At 72.2% G+C, this 15,709-nt stretch carries 18 protein-coding genes and 2 pseudogenes; 8 read left to right on the top strand and 12 right to left on the bottom strand.

From position 1 onward, the window contains the following. Positions 1-494: pseudogene (locus JWN97_RS04475) on the bottom strand (AMP-binding protein); the annotation flags it as partial. 4 nt (positions 495-498) lie between these two features. On the opposite strand from JWN97_RS04475, the pseudogene JWN97_RS04470 reads away from it, so the two are divergent. After that, positions 499-1,749, top strand: a pseudogene (locus JWN97_RS04470) (acetate--CoA ligase); the annotation flags it as partial. 369 nt (positions 1,750-2,118) lie between these two features. Here the strand turns inward: JWN97_RS04470 and nhaA are convergent. After that, positions 2,119-3,522 carry a Na+/H+ antiporter NhaA gene (gene nhaA / locus JWN97_RS04465; RefSeq protein ID WP_297618936.1) on the bottom strand — a complete coding sequence of 468 codons (1,404 nt, stop codon included), beginning with the start codon at positions 3,520-3,522 and terminating at the stop codon, positions 2,119-2,121. Between the two features lie 158 nt (positions 3,523-3,680). Between nhaA and JWN97_RS04460 the strand changes: the two genes are divergently transcribed. Further along, entirely contained in the window at positions 3,681-4,085 is a 405-nt protein-coding gene (locus JWN97_RS04460; protein WP_297618933.1) for a phage holin family protein, read from the top strand. Between the two features lie 186 nt (positions 4,086-4,271). Here the strand turns inward: JWN97_RS04460 and JWN97_RS04455 are convergent, their stop codons facing one another. From JWN97_RS04455 to nth, 4 genes are read right to left on the bottom strand one after another with little or no spacing between them, the layout of a single operon-like run. Beyond that, positions 4,272-5,447, bottom strand: a complete 1,176-nt coding sequence (locus JWN97_RS04455; protein ID WP_297618930.1) for a MarP family serine protease — start codon at positions 5,445-5,447, stop codon at positions 4,272-4,274. 4 nt (positions 5,448-5,451) lie between these two features. Continuing rightward, positions 5,452-6,207: a CoA pyrophosphatase gene (locus JWN97_RS04450; protein WP_297618926.1), complete on the bottom strand. Its 756-nt coding sequence runs from the start codon at positions 6,205-6,207 to the stop codon at positions 5,452-5,454. A 19-nt stretch (positions 6,208-6,226) separates the two neighbouring features. Beyond that, positions 6,227-6,835: a TlpA disulfide reductase family protein gene (locus tag JWN97_RS04445; protein WP_297618923.1), complete on the bottom strand. Its 609-nt coding sequence runs from the start codon at positions 6,833-6,835 to the stop codon at positions 6,227-6,229. Beyond that, positions 6,832-7,488, bottom strand: a complete 657-nt coding sequence (nth, locus tag JWN97_RS04440; protein ID WP_297618940.1) for an endonuclease III — start codon at positions 7,486-7,488, stop codon at positions 6,832-6,834. The genes JWN97_RS04445 and nth overlap by 4 nt, the downstream gene beginning before the upstream one ends. A gap of 190 nt (positions 7,489-7,678) precedes the next feature. On the opposite strand from nth, the gene JWN97_RS04435 reads away from it, so the two are divergent. The 3 genes from JWN97_RS04435 to JWN97_RS04425 all read left to right on the top strand — a co-directional run bounded on the left by JWN97_RS04435 (position 7,679) and on the right by JWN97_RS04425 (position 10,181). Continuing rightward, positions 7,679-8,389, top strand: coding sequence for a Crp/Fnr family transcriptional regulator (locus tag JWN97_RS04435; RefSeq protein WP_363321251.1), 711 nt, complete (start codon positions 7,679-7,681; stop codon positions 8,387-8,389). Between the two features lie 68 nt (positions 8,390-8,457). Continuing rightward, complete coding sequence (locus tag JWN97_RS04430; RefSeq protein WP_297618917.1) at positions 8,458-8,955, top strand: SigE family RNA polymerase sigma factor; 498 nt, start codon at positions 8,458-8,460, stop codon at positions 8,953-8,955. Further along, the gene (locus tag JWN97_RS04425; protein ID WP_297618913.1) at positions 8,952-10,181 is read left to right on the top strand and encodes a hypothetical protein; all 1,230 of its coding nucleotides are present in this window, start codon (positions 8,952-8,954) and stop codon (positions 10,179-10,181) included. Before JWN97_RS04430 ends, JWN97_RS04425 begins: the two co-directional genes overlap by 4 nt. A 105-nt stretch (positions 10,182-10,286) precedes the next feature. Here JWN97_RS04425 and JWN97_RS04420 read toward each other — a convergent pair whose 3' ends face one another. The 5 genes from JWN97_RS04420 to JWN97_RS04400 all read right to left on the bottom strand — a co-directional run bounded on the left by JWN97_RS04420 (position 10,287) and on the right by JWN97_RS04400 (position 13,248). Then, the gene (locus tag JWN97_RS04420; RefSeq protein ID WP_297618910.1) at positions 10,287-10,817 is read right to left on the bottom strand and encodes a maleylpyruvate isomerase family mycothiol-dependent enzyme; all 531 of its coding nucleotides are present in this window, start codon (positions 10,815-10,817) and stop codon (positions 10,287-10,289) included. 136 nt (positions 10,818-10,953) lie between these two features. Beyond that, the gene (locus JWN97_RS04415; protein ID WP_297618907.1) at positions 10,954-11,778 is read right to left on the bottom strand and encodes an MBL fold metallo-hydrolase; all 825 of its coding nucleotides are present in this window, start codon (positions 11,776-11,778) and stop codon (positions 10,954-10,956) included. Beyond that, the gene (locus JWN97_RS04410; protein WP_297618903.1) at positions 11,775-12,635 is read right to left on the bottom strand and encodes an NUDIX hydrolase; all 861 of its coding nucleotides are present in this window, start codon (positions 12,633-12,635) and stop codon (positions 11,775-11,777) included. Before JWN97_RS04410 ends, JWN97_RS04415 begins: the two co-directional genes overlap by 4 nt. After that, positions 12,636-13,091, bottom strand: a complete 456-nt coding sequence (locus JWN97_RS04405) for a RidA family protein (protein ID WP_297618900.1) — start codon at positions 13,089-13,091, stop codon at positions 12,636-12,638. 1 nt (position 13,092) lies between these two features. Continuing rightward, positions 13,093-13,248: a hypothetical protein gene (locus JWN97_RS04400; RefSeq protein ID WP_297618897.1), complete on the bottom strand. Its 156-nt coding sequence runs from the start codon at positions 13,246-13,248 to the stop codon at positions 13,093-13,095. A gap of 103 nt (positions 13,249-13,351) precedes the next feature. On the opposite strand from JWN97_RS04400, the gene JWN97_RS04395 reads away from it, so the two are divergent. Next, entirely contained in the window at positions 13,352-13,546 is a 195-nt protein-coding gene (locus JWN97_RS04395; protein WP_297618894.1) for a LuxR C-terminal-related transcriptional regulator, read from the top strand. Positions 13,547-13,555: 9 nt separating this feature from the next. Continuing rightward, positions 13,556-13,951 carry a low affinity iron permease family protein gene (locus JWN97_RS04390; RefSeq protein ID WP_297618882.1) on the top strand — a complete coding sequence of 132 codons (396 nt, stop codon included), beginning with the start codon at positions 13,556-13,558 and terminating at the stop codon, positions 13,949-13,951. Between the two features lie 6 nt (positions 13,952-13,957). On the opposite strand, the gene JWN97_RS04385 is transcribed toward JWN97_RS04390, so the two are convergent. Next, the gene (locus JWN97_RS04385; RefSeq protein ID WP_297618879.1) at positions 13,958-15,004 is read right to left on the bottom strand and encodes an LLM class flavin-dependent oxidoreductase; all 1,047 of its coding nucleotides are present in this window, start codon (positions 15,002-15,004) and stop codon (positions 13,958-13,960) included. Positions 15,005-15,090: 86 nt separating this feature from the next. Here JWN97_RS04385 and JWN97_RS04380 point away from each other — a divergent pair. Further along, positions 15,091-15,709 (top strand): MFS transporter (locus JWN97_RS04380; RefSeq protein ID WP_297618876.1); only part of this gene is annotated, 619 nt, incomplete at its 3' end.

Raw genomic sequence — 15,709 nt, 5'->3', positions numbered from 1 at the left:
AGGGTGGAGAGGTCGAAGCCCTTCGGGACGTCCTCGCCCCACTTCATGAACGTCCGGATGACCGTCGGTGCGGTGTAGAGGATGGTCACGCCGTACTTCTGGACGATCTCCCACCAGCGGCCGCGGTGCGGCGCATCCGGTGCGCCCTCGTAGATCACGCTGGTCGTCGCGTTGGCGAGAGGCCCGTAGACGACGTAGGAGTGGCCTGTGACCCAGCCGATGTCGGCCGCGGTCCAGTAGACGTCGTCGTCCTTGAGGTCGAAGACCGCCCAGTGGGTCCACGACGTGCCGACGAGGTAGCCGCCGGTCGTGTGCAGGATCCCCTTCGGCTTCCCGGTCGTGCCGGAGGTGTACATCACGTAGAGCGGGTGCTCGCTGTCGAAGGCCTCGGCCTCGTGCTCGGTGGAGGCCTTCTCGACGGTCTCGTGCCACCACTTGTCGCGTGAGTCGTCCCAGTCGACGTCCTGGCCCGTACGACGGACCACCAGGACCGAGGACCGCGACGTCTGGTGGCACGACACCGTCGAGAAGGCCAGCACCAAGCACGAGCCGGAGGCCTTCGACAGCGAGCACCCGCTCTACGTCATGTACACCTCCGGCACGACCGGCAAGCCCAAGGGCATCCTGCACACCACCGGCGGCTACCTCACCGGGACGTCGTACACGCACTGGTCGGTCTTCGACCTCAAGGACGACGACGTCTACTGGTGCACCGCCGACGTCGGCTGGGTGACCGGGCACTCCTACATGGCCTACGGCCCGCTGGCCAACGGCGCGACGCAGGTGATGTATGAGGGGACCCCTGAGAAGGGCCGCTGGTGGCAGATCATCCAGGACTACAAGGTCTCGATCTTCTACACCGCCCCGACCGCGATCCGCACCTTCATGAAGCAGGGTCGCGAGATCCCCGACGGCTACGACCTGTCGTCGCTGCGGCTGCTCGGCTCGGTCGGTGAGCCGATCAACCCCGAGGCCTACATGTGGTACCGCGAGGTCATCGGCGGCGAGCGCTGTCCGATCGTCGACACGTGGTGGCAGACCGAGACCGGCCAGATCCTGATCAGCCCGCTGCCCGGCGTCACCGCCGGCAAGCCGGGCTCGGCGATGAAGGCGCTGCCGGGCGTGGCGATCGACGTGGTCAACGACGAGGCGGAGTCGGTCGGCAAGGGCAACGGCGGCTACCTCGTGGTCCGCGAGCCGTGGCCCGCCATGCTGCGCACGCTGTGGGGCGACGACCAGCGCTTCAAGGACACCTACTGGTCGCGCTGGGAGGGCCTCTACTTCGCCGGCGACGGCGCCAAGCTCGACGAGGACGGCGACATCTGGCTGCTCGGCCGCGTCGACGACGTGATGAACGTGTCGGGCCACCGCCTCTCCACCACCGAGATCGAGTCGGCGCTCGTCTCGCACCCCAAGGTCGCCGAGGCGGCCGTGGTCGGTGCCGCCGACGACATGACCGGCCAGGCCGTCTGCGCCTTCGTCATCCTCCGCGACTCCGCGGGCGACGGCGGCGAGGACATCGTCGAGGAGCTGCGCCGCCACGTCGCCAAGGAGATCGGCGCGATCGCCAAGCCGCGCCAGATCATGGTCGTGCCCGAGCTGCCCAAGACCCGCTCCGGCAAGATCATGCGCCGCCTGCTCAAGGACGTCGCCGAGCACCGCGAGGTCGGCGACGTGACCACCCTCGCCGACTCGACGGTGATGGACCTGATCAAGGGCAAGGAGGGCTCGGCCGCCTCCGAGGACTGAGTCCTTGCAGCACGACGAGCACCGTCCGACCCGGCAGAGACCCTCTGCCGGGTCGGCTGGTTTCGGGCCGTGACCCCGACTCCTCGGGCCGACGTCGCCGTCATCGGCGGCTCCGGCTTCTACGCCTTCCTCCCCGACCCGACCGAGCACGAGGTCTCCACCCGCACGGCATCCCCTACCGCGCCAACGCGTGGGCCCTGCGGTCGCTCGGCGTACGCGGCTCGGTGGCGCCCGGCGACCTCGTGGTGCCTGACCAGCTCGTCGACCGCACGCACCGCCGGGTCGGGTCGTTCGTGGAGTCCGGCGCGGTGCACCTGCCCTTCTCCGAGCCTTGCCGCCCGGCCCCGCCGGCACCCGTCCGGTGCGACCTCAGGTGTCGGCGGTGTCGGGCTCCCGGTCCGGCTCGGACGCCCGCCCACGGGTCGCCGCCATCAGAAGCGCGACGCCCACGGCAGCCGCGAACAGCGACGCGAGCAGGATCGCGATCTTGGCCTCCTCGGTGAGCAGGTCGGCACCCGGGAACGACAGCCCCGCGATGAAGATCGACACGGTGAAGCCGATGCCGCCGACCGCGCCGAGGCCGAAGATCATCGACCAGGTGGTGCTCTCGGGCAGCCGGCCCAGCCCGAGGCGTACGGCGACGAACGAGGCCACGAAGATGCCGAGCGGCTTGCCGACGACGAGGCCCAGCACGATGCCGAGCCCGATCGGGTCGGTGAAGACCTTGCCGATCGCCCCGAGCTCGACGCCCGCGTTGGCGAGGGCGAAGACCGGGAGGACGACGTACGACGACACCGGGTGCAGCGTGCTCTGCAGCCGCTCCACCACCGACACCGACTCCTTGAGCAGGAAGCGCAGCCTGGCCAGCTCGTCGGGGTCGAGCACGTTGTCGCGCAGCGCCGCCCGGGCGTGGCTGCGGGCGACCTCCTCCTTGAGCAGCGGGCCGGCCGGAGCGAGCAGGCCGATCGCGACGCCGGCCAGGGTGGCGTGCACGCCCGACTCGAGCAGCGCGAACCACACGCCCACGCCCAGCACGGCGTAGACGACGATCGTCCAGATGCGCAGCATCCGCGCGAGCGCCATGACGGCCAGCAGCGCGAGCGCGATCGCCAGCCAGCCCATCGAGAGGTCGGAGGTGTAGAAGACGGCGATCACCAGGATCGCGCCGATGTCGTCGACGATCGCCAGCGTCAGCAGGAACAGCCGGGCGGCCGACGGGATACGGCGCCCCAGGATCCCGAGCACGCCGACAGCGAAGGCGATGTCGGTGGCCATCGGGATCCCCCAGCCGGCGCTGCCGTCGCTGCCGGGCGGGTTGAGCGCGAGGTAGAGCCCGGCCGGCACGACCATCCCGCCGATCGCGGCGATGATCGGCAGGGCCGCGGTCTTCGGGTCGCGCAGGTCGCCGTTGACCAGCTCGTACTTGATCTCGAGCCCCACGACGAAGAAGAAGATCACCATCAACGCGTCGTTGACCCAGTGCTGCAGCGTCTCGTCGAGGTGCAGCGGACCGACGTCGAGGGTGAGGTGGGTGTGCCACAGCGTGTCGTACGACGCCGCCCACGGGCTGTTGGCCCAGACGAGGGCGACCAGCGCCGCGAGCAGCAGCAGCAGCGAGCCCGCCGCCTCGACGCGGAGGAACTCGCGCACCGGCCGCGCGACCAGGCGGGCCAGCGGCTTGTCGCTCGCCATGTAGGACGGCCCGGTCTCCCAGAGGTCGTCGACACTGCCGTTGCTCGGGTCGTCGTGGGGGTTGATCGATCGTGGAGCCATGCGGTGGCACACCTTTCGGGGTGGTCGTTGCACCATCACCGCAGACGTGTCCACGGGCCGACCAGACTTCCCGGCTCACCTGAGAGGTAAGTGTAGACGGACCCGTTGGTAGGGTCGCAGCCGTCAGCTCACCGGCGTACACCGAAGGACCGCTCCACATGGCGAACGAACCGATCAAGGACACCGATCCGACGCTCGGCAAGCTCGTCATGGACGCGCAGCGCGACATCTCGACACTGATCTCGCAGGAGATCGCGCTGGCCAAGAGCGAGATCAAGGTCAGCGTCAAGCACGGGGGCCTGGGCATCGGCCTCTTCGCCGGCGCCGCGTTCCTCGGCCTGCTGGCGATCGTCATGCTGTCGGTCTCGATCGCCTACTTCATCCACTGGAACGGCGACGGCCTCGACCTCCACTGGGCCTTCCTGATCGTGTTCGGCCTCTACGTCCTCATCGCCGGCCTCCTCGCCTTCATCGGCATCAAGCAGGTCAAGCAGGTCAAGGCGCCCGAGAAGGCGATCAAGCAGGGCAAGCAGATCCCGTCGGCGCTCAAGGGCAAGGGCTGACGCTCGCCGCTCCCCCTTCGAGCGGTGATCCAGCCACGTTCCTGAGCCCACGACTGTGGCTTCAGCACCGCTCGCACCTGTCCGGCGCGGGACGCGCCGACCGAGCGGTGATCCAGCCACACTCCGCGGCTCAACAATGTGGCTCCATCACCGCCCGCCGGCGTGGCGTCGAGGGCTGTACGCCGCTCAGCGCACGCAGGTGCCGGTGTCGACCGGCGCCTCGCGGGTCACGCCGAGCGCGGCGGACTCGGTGACCTGGCCCGCGGTCAGCGCGTAGCCGGTGTCCTGGTCGCTGACCGAGGCCGCGAACACCATGCCGGCGACGTCGCCGGCCGAGGTGAGGATCGGGCCGCCGGAGTTGCCCGGGCGGATCAGCGCGCGCAGCGAGTAGACCTGCCGGATCACGGTGCCCTCGCCGTAGATGTCGGGCGAGCGCAGCCGCTGCTGGGAGCGGATGCGGCCGGACTCGACGTCGTAGGGGCCGTCCTCGGGATAGCCGAGCACCGCCACGTTGTCGCCGGGCTCCGCGGTCGTGTCGAGGGCGAGGTGCGGGATCCCGGCGTCGGGGAGGGCGAGGACCGCGATGTCGAGGTCGGCGTCGTAGAGCACGACCGACGCGACGACGGACGACCCGTCCACCTCGACCTCGGGGCGGGTGACGCCGGCGACGACGTGGGCGTTGGTCATCAGCCGACCGGGCGCGTAGAAGAAGCCGGTGCCCTCGACGCCGCCACCGCAGCCGTTGGCGCCGCGGACCTTGACCACGCTGGCCTGGGCGGCGACCACGTCGGGGTCGGTGAGCATGCGCGGGTCGCCCGGCTTGACCGCGACGATCCGCTCGGGCGCGAACGGCTCGAGGTAGCGCGGGAAGAAGGTCGTGCCGACGACGTTGTTGAAGGTCTGCAGCACCTTGCTGGAGTCGGCCGGCAGGGTCTCGTCGACCTTGGCCAGGATCGCCGAGTCGCGCACCAGCGGCGTGATCGCGCCGATGCGGGTGCCGGACACCGCGACGCCGAGCGCCCATGCCACCAGGAGCACGGCGACCGCGCTGAGCGCCGACCCTCCGACGGCGTCCACGGCGCGGATCGGCTGCCAGGTGATGCGCGCGCGGATCCGGGAGCCGACGTACTGGAAGATCGCCTGGCCCAGCGACGCGGAGATGATCACGATGAAGAGGGCGCCCAGCGAGACCCACAGCGACGGGGACGCGTCGCCGAGCGCCAGGGGGGCCGCCCAGATGCCGAGCAGGCCGCCCAGCAGGAGCCCGGCCGTGGCGAAGGCGCCGGTGATGAAGCCCTGCCAGTAGCCGGAGAGGGCATAGATCCCCACGAGTGCGACGAGGCACCAGTCGAGGAGGTTCATGCGGCTACTCCTCGAGCTTGGTGTTGGGCGCCAGGTCGGTGTTCTGGGGGACACCTTGCAGCATGTGGTCCGGCAGGTCACGCACGCGCGCCCGGTCCCAGTCCTCGTCCCAGCCGAGGTAGCCGAACAGCCGGGCGATGATGCCGGCCGTGAAGCCCCACAGGATGACGTCCTTGTCGGGGCCGATGAGGAAGCCCGGACCCGTCCAGCCGCTGGGGTGGCGGACGTTGATGCGGTGCTGCGGGTCGAGCAGGTCGGCGATCGCGACGTGGTGGATGGCGTGCACCTCGTCGGGGCTCTCGATGCGGACCTCGCCCGGGTCGCGCCAGTACCCCAGGACCGGCGTCACGGCGAAGTTGCTCGGCGGCAGCCACAGCTCGGGCAGCTCGCCGAACACCTCGACCCCGGCCGGGTCGAGGCCGATCTCCTCGTACGCCTCGCGCAGCGCCGCCTGGCGCGGGGTCTCGCCCGCGTCGAGCGACCCGCCGGGGAAGGACACCTGGCCCGGGTGGGAGCGCATGTGGTGGGCCCGCTCGGTCAGCAGCAGCTCGCCGCGATGGGCGAGGTCGTCGGGGTCCGGCGCACCCTCCGGGTCGAACGCCGTCGAGACCCCCCGGTCGGCGAAGACCATGAGTACGGCGCCGCGCCGGGCGCGGTTGCCCTCCGGCGGCATGAAGCGGGTCAGCTCGTGGACGGTGATCGAGGACGCCGCCTCGACCACGGGCGCCAGCCAGCCGGGGAGGGCGGTCCCCTCGATCACAGGCTGCTCTCCTTCTCGATCACAGGGTGATCCCGAGGTGCTCGGCGACGAGGTCCTCGACCTGGCCGACGGACGTGATGCCTCCCGAGTCCTGGCCGACGACACGCCCGGTCTCGTCGACGAAGAGGAAGACGGGCAGCCCGCGGCGCGCGATGGCGAAGGCCTGCTCGGCCATCAGGTCGCCGCCGGGGTCGGCGACCGAGGGATAGGTCGCCCCTGTCTCCTCGGCCAGCGCCAGGGCGCCGTCGGGGTGGACGTCGTTGAAGTCGATGCCGACGACCGCCACCCTGTCGGCGTACTGCCGGTGGAAGGCCTGCAGCGCGGGCATCTCCTCGCGGCAGGGACCGCAGTTGGCCTGCCACAGGTTGATCACCATCGGCCCGCGCAGCGACGAGAGGTCGACGTCGGGGCCGCCGCCGAGGCAGGGCAGGGTCACCGAGGGCAGGCCCCCGTCGACCGGACCGCCCGTGCCGGGCTCGCAGTCCTGCATGCCGATGCGGTCCTTGGCCGCGCGCAGCGCCGGGGTGTCGACCTGCACGTCGGGGGGGCGTACGTCGATGCCGTCGCCGTCGGACGTGCACGCGGTGAGCGAGAGGGCGAGCGTCAGCGCTGCGAGGACCTTCCTCATGCGGGGCCCTGCGTGGTGACGAGCTTCGCGGCCTCCACCGGGTCGGTCGGGCCGGCACCGAAGGAGGGGCACAGCTTCGCCAGGGGGCAGGCCCCGCACGCCGGCTTCTTGGCGTGGCAGCGGCGGCGGCCGTGCCAGATGAGGTGGTGGGACAGCATCGTCCAGTCGCGCTTGCGGAAGAGCGCGCCCACGGCGTGCTCGACCTTGACCGGGTCGGTCTCCTCGGTCCAGCCGAAGCGGCGGGCCAGCCGGCCGAAGTGGGTGTCGACGGTGATGCCGGGCTTGCCGAACGCGTTGCCGAGCACGACGTTGGCGGTCTTGCGGCCGACCCCGGGCAGGGTGACGAGATCCTCGAGACGCGCCGGCACCTCGCCGTCGTACCGCTCGACGAGCGCCTGGCTGAGCTTGAGCAGCGAGTCGGTCTTGGCGCGGAAGAACCCGAGCGGGCCGAGCAGCTGCTCCATGTGCTCGCGCGAGGCGGCCGCCATCGCCTGGGGGGTCGGGTACGCCGCGAACAGCGCGGGGCTCGCGGCGTTGACCCGGCGGTCGGTGGTCTGTGCGGAGACCACGGTGACGACGAGGCACTCGAAGGCGTTGGTGAAGTCCAGCTCGGCCCGGGCGTCGGGATAGGTCTCGGCCAGGATCCGGTCCATCCGGCGCGCCCGCCGGACCAGCGTCGTGTCGGGCTTGGCGATCTCGATCGGGGCAGGCACGGGCTCAGCCTACGGTCCGCCCCCGACACCCCCGCAGGTGGCGCAAACCGCCTTCCATCGGGGCGGAGTGGCCCTTGTGACCCAGAGCACGGCTAGGATCGTGCCGATCCCGAGGGCCCCGTGACAAGGCATGGCCAGGGACGCACCGACATGGAGGATTGACGTGGACAACGACGTGCTTCGGCAGGCACCGCTGTTCAGCTCGCTCGACGACGAGGCGGCCACCGCCCTGGGCGGCTCCATGGCGGAGACCACGCTGCGCCGTGGCGACGTCCTGTTCCACGAGGGCGACTCCGGCGACAAGCTCTACGTCGTCACCGAGGGCAAGGTGAAGCTCGGCAGGTCCGCCTCCGACGGCCGGGAGAACCTCCTCGCGATCATGGGCCCCGGCCAGATGTTCGGCGAGCTCTCCCTCTTCGACCCGGGCCCGCGCTCGGCCACCGTCACCGCGGTCACCGACGCCACCTTCGCCTCGCTGTCGCACGAGGACCTCCTCAAGTGGCTCGACGGCCGCCCGATGGTCGCCCGCGGCCTGCTGTCGCAGCTCGCCGGCCGCCTGCGCAAGTCCAACGACGTCGTCGCCGACCTGGTCTTCTCCGATGTCCCCGGCCGCGAGGCCAAGGCGCTGCTCGACCTCGCCGACCGCTTCGGCCGCACCGCCGACGACGGCGTCCACGTCCACCACGACCTCACCCAGGAGGAGCTCGCCCAGCTGGTCGGCGCCTCCCGCGAGACGGTCAACAAGGCGCTCGCCGACTTCGCCTCGCGCGGCTGGCTGCGCCTGGAGCCCCGCTCCGTGGTGATCATGGACCTCGAGCGCCTCTCGCGCCGCGCCCGCTGAAACTTCTCCGCGCCGACTGACCCCCGACCCGGCGCCCGCGTGCGTCGTACGTCGTGAAGGGGGTTGCGGTGATCACTGACGACAGGGCTGGGTTCGACGCCTTCGTGCACGCGCGCGGTGCCGCGCTCGCGCGCACGGCGTACCTCCTGACCGGCGACCACCACCTCACGCAGGACCTCGTGCAGGCCGCGCTGCTGCAGGCGGCGAAGCACTGGGGCAGGATCCACACCTCGCCGGAGGCCTACGTCCGGCGCGCGATGTACCACCAGAACATCTCCTGGTGGCGGCGCCGCAGGATCACCGAGACCCCGCTGGTCTCGCACGACGGGGCGGTCGAGTCGGCCGACACCGACCTGCGCCTCACTCTCGACCAGGCGCTCGCCCGCCTGACGTCCAAGCAGCGCACCGTGCTGGTGCTGCGCTTCTACGAGGACCTCACGGAGGTGGAGACGGCGCGCGCGCTCGGGATCTCCGCCGGCACCGTGAAGTCCACGAGCCGCCACGCGCTGGCTCGGCTCCGGGCCCTCGCCCCCGAGCTGGCCGAGCTGATCGGAGCAGACGCATGACCACCCAGCCGGACCCGGACCTCCGCACCACCCTCCACCGGATCGCCGACTCCTCGGCCCCGATGCCGGTCGCCGACGACCTCTGGCAGCGCGGTCGCGCCGCGCGTCGCCGCGGCCAGGTGCTCGCTGTCGCTGCCGTGCTCGCGCTGATCGTCTCGGTCGGCGGCGTCGCCACTCTGGTCTCCACCAACGACCGCGAGGCGCGTACGGCGTCCAGCGGGGAGGTCGAGGGCGGCGCGATCCCCAGCACGATCGAGGATCCGGAGGGTCAGCCGATCACCGAACTGGCGATCGGCCGCGCCTCGGTGGCCTATGTCGAAGAGACCGGCACGCCGGTCCTCGTCGACGCCACGACGGGCGTGGCGCACCGGGTCGAGCTGCCGAGCTTCCCCGATCTCCAGGTCCTCGACCTCCTCGCCGACCGCTCGACCGGCCCGCTGCTGGCTGTCTCGCCCGACGGACGGCAGGTCGCCTACGCGGCCACGGTCTTCGCCGAGGGACCCGCAGGGCAGCCGTCCTTCTCCACGTCCCGGTACGTCGTGGTCGACCTGACGACCGGCGTGTCCGACCTGGTGGACGTGCCACCGGGCACCGGCACCCCGCGCGCCATCTCCTGGACCGCCGACGGGCAGCTGGCCGTGGACGTCTACGGCTTCGCCACCGCGGACGACGTGGAGCCCCCGGTCGAGTCATGGACGATCGACCCCGACACCGGCGCCAGCAGGAAGACCCCGCTGACAGGCGTCCCGGCCCCCGGCGGTGGCATCAGCGCGACCTACCCGCTCGGCGACGAGGCGACCGCGGCGGTCCCCTTCCAGACCGCCGACGGCACCGACGCCGACCGCGAGCTGCCGAGCGACCTCTACCCCGACGGCGCCGCCGTGACCCCGGTCGGCTGGGCGGACGACAGCCTCCTCGTGGCGCGGGTCGACGCCCCCGCCGGGAGCTACGTCGAGGGCCGGCACCTCGTGATCTTCACCTCGCCGGACCGCCCCGAGTCCGAGTGGACCTACCGCTTCCTGGTGCGCGACGTCCCCGACACGTCGAGCCTCAGCATCGCCGTCGACCTCGTCCCCGACCTCGACGGCACGTCGTCGCAGCAGCTCACGCACGACTTCACGCAGCCCACGGACCAGCGCGACATCTCGTGGATCATCGGGCTCGGCGTGGCGGCAGCGATCGCCGTACTCATGGGGCTGCGGCGACTCTGGCGCCGGCTGACCTAGCCGACTGCCGCAGCCGCGGTCGTACGGACCGAACACCCCGCCCGCGCGCCGGCCCACGCGGGAGGCAGCCGGCGGGACGGACGTGGGGTCCGTACGACGGCGAGGTCAGGCCCGCGGGTCGCGACCGGAGAACGCGACCAGCCGCTCGTAGGCCCCCGCGTCGTCGGGCACCTGCACCTCGGGGCCGAAGGCGCCTCCACGGTTGTCGTCGGTCAGCCCGCCCCGCATCGCGGCCAGCCCCGCCTCGGCGATCGAGTCGTCGAGGGCGACGTCGGCTCCGGTCCCGCGCACGAGGTCCCAGGAGTGGACGGCGAGCTCGGCGGTCCAGAAGCCCGCGGTCCCCTGCTTCTCGGCTGGCAGGTCGTGGATCTGGGCGAGCAGCTCGTCGGCGCCCGACCGGAACGCCGGCCCCCACTCGCCGTCGGCGATGCCCGGGTCGGCGCCGAAGTCCACCTCCTCGCCACGCCCCATCTGCGCCATCCGGGCCGGCCCGGAGGCGACGTGGCCGGCGAGCCGCCGCACGGTCCAGCCCGAGCAGGGGGTGGGGTGGTCGAGGGTGTCGGCGGTGACGGCGTCGAGGGCCTGGCCTGCCTGGTCGAGCGCCCGAGCCAGATGGTCCACGGGAGAGTCGGTCATGTCCCCCACCTCACTCCCGACGGTGGCGGGACGCAAGCCCCTCGCGCTCGCCGGTCCGAGCTCCGGAGCTCCCCTCGGCGTAGTCCGCGTCAAAAAGCTCCCCAGGACGGCCTCGGCAGGAGCTCTTTGATGCGGACTATCCCGAGGAGTGGGAGAGGTACGCCAGCTGCGCGCGCACCGACAGCTCCGCCGCACCCCAGAGGACCGGGTCGACGTCGGCGTAGACGATCTCCACGATCGCGCGCGGCAGGCCCTCGTGGGGGAAGGCGCCGCCCTCGCGCTGGACCGCGTGGAGGTCGCGCAGGGCCTCGCGCACCTGGTCGAGACGCTGCTTGCGGTGGGCGAGGTAGAAGTCGAGGGCTCCGAGGGCGTCGTCGATGACCGGCCCGTGGCCCGGCCAGACGGACGTGATCCCCTGCTCCCCGCACAGCGCGTGCAGCCGCTCCAGGGAGGAGAGGTAGGCGCCGAGCTGGCCGTCCGGGTGCGCGACGACGGTCGTGCCGCGACCGAGCACGGTGTCGCCGGTGAGCACCGCGCGGTCCTGCGGGACGACGAAGGACAGCGAGTCGGCGGTGTGGCCGGGCGTCGCCACGACGTGCAGCTCGAGGTCGCCGACGGAGACGACGTCGCCCTCCCCCAGGCCCTCCGAGCCGAGGCGGTGGGCCGGGTCGAGGGCGCGTACGCCGCAGCCGTGCCGCTCGGCGTACTCCCGCGCGGCCTCGCTGTGGTCGGCGTGGTGGTGGGTCAGCAGCACCACGGCGACGTCGCCGGCGGCCGCGTCGATCGCGTCGAGGTGGGCGGCGATCGACGGGCCCGGGTCGACGACGACCGAGCGCGCGGAGCCGGGGTCGCGGAGCACCCAGGTGTTGGTGCCGTCGAGGGTCATGATGTCGGCGTTGGGCGCGAGGACGCAGGTGCCGGTCGACCCGAACGACCCGCCGGCCCAGCCGGACTCGCTCATCGGGTGGCCATCAGCGCGGCGTAGGCAGGAGGCGTCGACAGGATGTAGGTGTCTCCGTCGGCCACCACCTCGGGCATGAACATCTCGACCCGGCGCCCCTGCGCCTCGAGCAGTACGGCGTCGGGGTCGGCGTGCTGCGCGACGTCGAGGCAGGTCAGCCAGGTAGGCGGCATCATCAGGATCTGCTCGGCCTCGACCTGCTCCACGGCCTCGAGCGCACCCGCCCACGCGACGGACGACGACTCGGTGGACACGTCGCGGGTGACCTGCCCCTCGGGCAGCCGGGCCACGAAGAACCAGGTGCGGTAGCGGCGCGGCTCGAAGTCCGGCGTCAGCCAGCCCGACCAGGCGCCGAGGAGGTCGGTGCGCAGGACCAGCGAGCGGTTCTCGAGGAAGGCGGTCAGCGACAGCTCGCGCGACTCGAGGGCGACCCGGTCGGCCTCCCAGTCGTCACCGGTCGTGTCGGCGACGACCTCGCCGGCACTCGCCCCGGCGAGCAGGACGCCCGACTCCTCGAAGGTCTCCCGCACGGCCGCACAGACGAGCGCACGGGCCTTCGGCTCGTCGCACCCGAGCCGCTCGGCCCACTCGGCCGGGGACGGCCCGGACCACAGCCCGCGGTCGACCAACTCGTCGTCGAAGTCGCGCGGGTCGACGCCACCGCCGGGGAAGACGCACATCCCGCCGGCGAAGGCCATGGACGTCTGGCGGCGCAGGAGGTAGACCTCGGAGCCTCCGGCCCCGGGGCGCAGCAGCACCACGGTCGCGGCGTCGCGCGGCTCGGCGGCGGTAGCGTCGCCGTTGGCGTACGCCTGGGCCTGCGCGACGAGGGCCTCGGGGAGTGGCAGACGATCCACTCAGACCTCGACGATGATCTCGACCTCGACCGGCACGTCGAGGGGGAGCACCGCGACGCCGACCGCGGACCGGGCGTGCTTGCCGGCGTCGCCGAAGACCTCGCCCAGGAGCTCGGAGGCGCCGTTGGCGACCTTGGGCTGTCCGGTGAAGTCGGGGGTCGAGGCGACGAAGACGACGACCTTGACGACCCGCTTGATCTCGTCGAGCGAGCCGATCTCGGCCTTCACCGCGGCGAGCGCGTTGAGGGCGCACTGGCGGGCGCACTCGTAGCCCTGCTCCTCGGTGACCTCGCCGCCGACCTTGCCGATCGCGAGCATCTCGCCGTCGCGGGCCGGCAGCTGGCCGGAGGTGAAGACGAGGCTGCCGGTGCGGGCGGTGGGCTGGTAGGCCGCGAGCGGCGGGACGACCTCGGGGAGCGTGATGCCCAGCTCGGCCAGGGTGGCCTCGGCGCCCACGTCAGGCCGCCTTCTGCTTCTTGAGGAAGGCCACAAGACCGCCCTGGGCGTTGGTGTGGATGGCCACCAGCTCCCAGCCGTCCTGACCGAAGTTGTTGAGCATGAGCGCTTCGTTGTGGAGCGGAATCGGCGCCACCTGGTATTCCCACTGGGTCATGGACGGCACCCTACTCGGGGCGGACGGGGGTCCTCCTGCGGGCGGACGCGCAGCCACCGCGGCCCGTCTGTCGTCCGCAGCATGGACCAGCACCCGTGGCGTCTTGGCCCTGGCCGCGGGCCGCAACAACGGCCAGATCGCCCAGCAGCTGTTCCTCTCGCCGAAGACGATCCGCAACAACATCACGAGCATCCTGGCCAAGCTCCAGGCCACCGACCGCGCCGACGTGATCATCCGGGCGCGCGACGCGGGACTGGGCCGGGGCGACCAGGAGCGACCGCCCACGGGGGACCGCTAGATTCCGCCCATGGAGCACAACGACGCGGACGAGTCCCGCCAGCAGGACAAGCGCCCCAACCACTTCGAGCGCTTCGTCGACGCGGTCAACGACCGGGTCAGCCGGGCACCCTTCTTCGCGATCATCCTCGTGGCCCTGGTGCTCTGGGCCGCGAGCTACCCGCTCTGGAAGACCGTCACCAAGTGGGAGCTGGCCCTGCACACGGGGTCGTCGATCCTGTCGCTGCTGCTCCTCGTGCTCCTCGAGAACGCCGGACGCCGCTCCGAGGAGGCCGCGCAGGAGAAGCTCAACGTCCTCGCCGAGGCGCTGGCCGACCTGATGACGTCCCGCGCTGCCGACGACCCCGACCTGCACGAGTCCGTCACCAAGCTCCGCCAGGCCGTCGGCCTGGAGGAGCGCCACTGAGGGTCGTCAGGCCGCCAGCAGCCGCAGCGTGGTCTCGCGCTGCGGGGAGGTCCTGACGTCGGCCCCCGCTGCGGCACCGGCCACCGGGTGCACCATCACCTCGTCGACGCCGTACGTCGACGCCAGCTCCGCGACGCGGGCACGGGCCTGCTCGGGCGAGCCGACGATCCAGCGCGCCGACATGGAGTGGCCGAAGGCGCGCTGCTCGGGCGTCATCTCGACCGCCTCCGCCTCCTCCACCAGCCGCTGCGGGTGCAGCGGCGCGCCGGTGCGGAGCGCGATCATCTGCTGCACGTTGGGCAGCGCCTGCCGGCGGGCCTCCTCCTCGGTCTCGGCGACGACGGCGTTGACGGTGAGGAAGGTGCGCGGCTCGGGGTGCTCCGGGGACGGCCGGTACGACGACCGGTAGAGGTCGAGGGCAGCGCCGGTCCCCTCGCCCGAGAAGTGGTGCGCGAAGACGTAGGGCAGGCCCTTCTCGGCAGCGAGCCGGGCGGAGTAGTCCGACGAGCCGAGCAGCCACATGTCGGCGACCGAGCGGGCGGACGGCGTCGCGCGCAGGGGCTGGCGGCGAGGGCCGATCTGGAGCTCGACGCCCTCGGTCGACATCAGCGTGCGGATGTCGTCGACGTACTCCGGGAAGCGGGTGACGGCCTCGTCGGCGCTCTCGGCGTTGCTGCCGCGCAGGACGTAGCGGGTCAGCGCGTCGGTGCCCGGGGCGCGGCCGATGCCGAGGTCGACGCGACCGGGGAAGGCCGCCTCCAGCAGGGCGAACTGCTCGGCGACGACCAGCGGCGCGTGGTTGGGGAGCATGACGCCGCCCGAGCCGACCTTCATCCGCGAGGTCGCCGAGGCGATCATCGCGATCAGCACGGGCGGGTTGGTCGCCGCGACGGCCGGCATGTTGTGGTGCTCGGCCACCCAGTAGCGGCGGTAGCCCAGGTCGTCGGCCACCCGGGCCAGCGAGAGCGAGGCCGCGATGGCGTCGCCGGTGGTCTGGTCGCTGCGGACCGGCACGAGGTCGAGCACGGACAGGGCGGGAGCAGGCGAGGTCACTGACGCCACAGCACGATCGGCGGCACGGATATTCCGGGGCGATCCCGGTTGCCCTCAGGTGCACCTCAGGATCTAGCGTCCTCGACGTGACCGTCTCCACCACCCCGCGCGAACGGATCCTCTCCCCGGCCTACGCGGCCACCACGATCGGGATGTTCGGCCTGATCGCCTTCGTCGCGTTCGAGGCGATGGCGGTGGCGACCGTGATGCCGACGGTGGCGCGCGACCTCGACGGCCTGGGGCTCTTCGCACTGGCCTTCGCCGCCCCGCTGGCCAGCGGTGTGGTCGGCATGGTCGCCGCCGGCGCGTGGAGCGACCGCACCGGACCCGTCGTGCCGCTGCTGGCGTCGATGGCCCTGTTCTCCCTCGGCCTGCTCGTCTGCGGCCTCGCCCCGACGATGGAGGTGCTCCTGGCCGGCCGCGTGCTGCAGGGGCTGGGCGGCGGGGCCCTGACCGTGGGCTTGTACGTCGTCGTCGGGCTGGTCTACCCGCCCGCCCTCCGGCCGGCGGTGTTCGCCTCGTTCGCGGCGGCCTGGGTCCTCCCGGCGCTCTTCGGGCCCGGCCTCGCCGCCCTGGTCGCCGACGTGTGGCACTGGCGCTGGGTCTTCCTCGGCGCGGTCGCCCTCGTCGTCGTGGCGCTGGCCCTGCTGGCGCCCGCCCTGCGCCGGCTCGAGCCGCACGCCGAGGGCACGGGCACCCCGCGGG

This window comes from Nocardioides sp. (assembly GCF_025965415.1).
In the GTDB taxonomy this organism is placed as follows: Bacteria; Actinomycetota; Actinomycetes; order Propionibacteriales; family Nocardioidaceae; genus Nocardioides.
Note: the sequence above shows the minus strand (reverse complement) of the source record. Positions and strands in the feature narration are given on the sequence as shown.

Coding starts and splice junctions, on each gene's coding strand:
- JWN97_RS04455 (WP_297618930.1), bottom strand. CDS start 5,447: ATGAACCTCCTCGACTGGTGCCTCGTCGCACTCGTGGGGATCTATGCC.
- nhaA (WP_297618936.1), bottom strand. CDS start 3,522: ATGGCTCCACGATCGATCAACCCCCACGACGACCCGAGCAACGGCAGT.
- JWN97_RS04400 (WP_297618897.1), bottom strand. CDS start 13,248: ATGACCCAGTGGGAATACCAGGTGGCGCCGATTCCGCTCCACAACGAA.
- JWN97_RS04425 (WP_297618913.1), top strand. CDS start 8,952: ATGACCACCCAGCCGGACCCGGACCTCCGCACCACCCTCCACCGGATC.
- JWN97_RS04390 (WP_297618882.1), top strand. CDS start 13,556: ATGGAGCACAACGACGCGGACGAGTCCCGCCAGCAGGACAAGCGCCCC.
- nth (WP_297618940.1), bottom strand. CDS start 7,488: ATGGACCGGATCCTGGCCGAGACCTATCCCGACGCCCGGGCCGAGCTG.
- JWN97_RS04415 (WP_297618907.1), bottom strand. CDS start 11,778: ATGAGCGAGTCCGGCTGGGCCGGCGGGTCGTTCGGGTCGACCGGCACC.
- JWN97_RS04420 (WP_297618910.1), bottom strand. CDS start 10,817: ATGACCGACTCTCCCGTGGACCATCTGGCTCGGGCGCTCGACCAGGCA.
- JWN97_RS04460 (WP_297618933.1), top strand. CDS start 3,681: ATGGCGAACGAACCGATCAAGGACACCGATCCGACGCTCGGCAAGCTC.
- JWN97_RS04445 (WP_297618923.1), bottom strand. CDS start 6,835: ATGAGGAAGGTCCTCGCAGCGCTGACGCTCGCCCTCTCGCTCACCGCG.
- JWN97_RS04435 (WP_363321251.1), top strand. CDS start 7,679: ATGGCCAGGGACGCACCGACATGGAGGATTGACGTGGACAACGACGTG.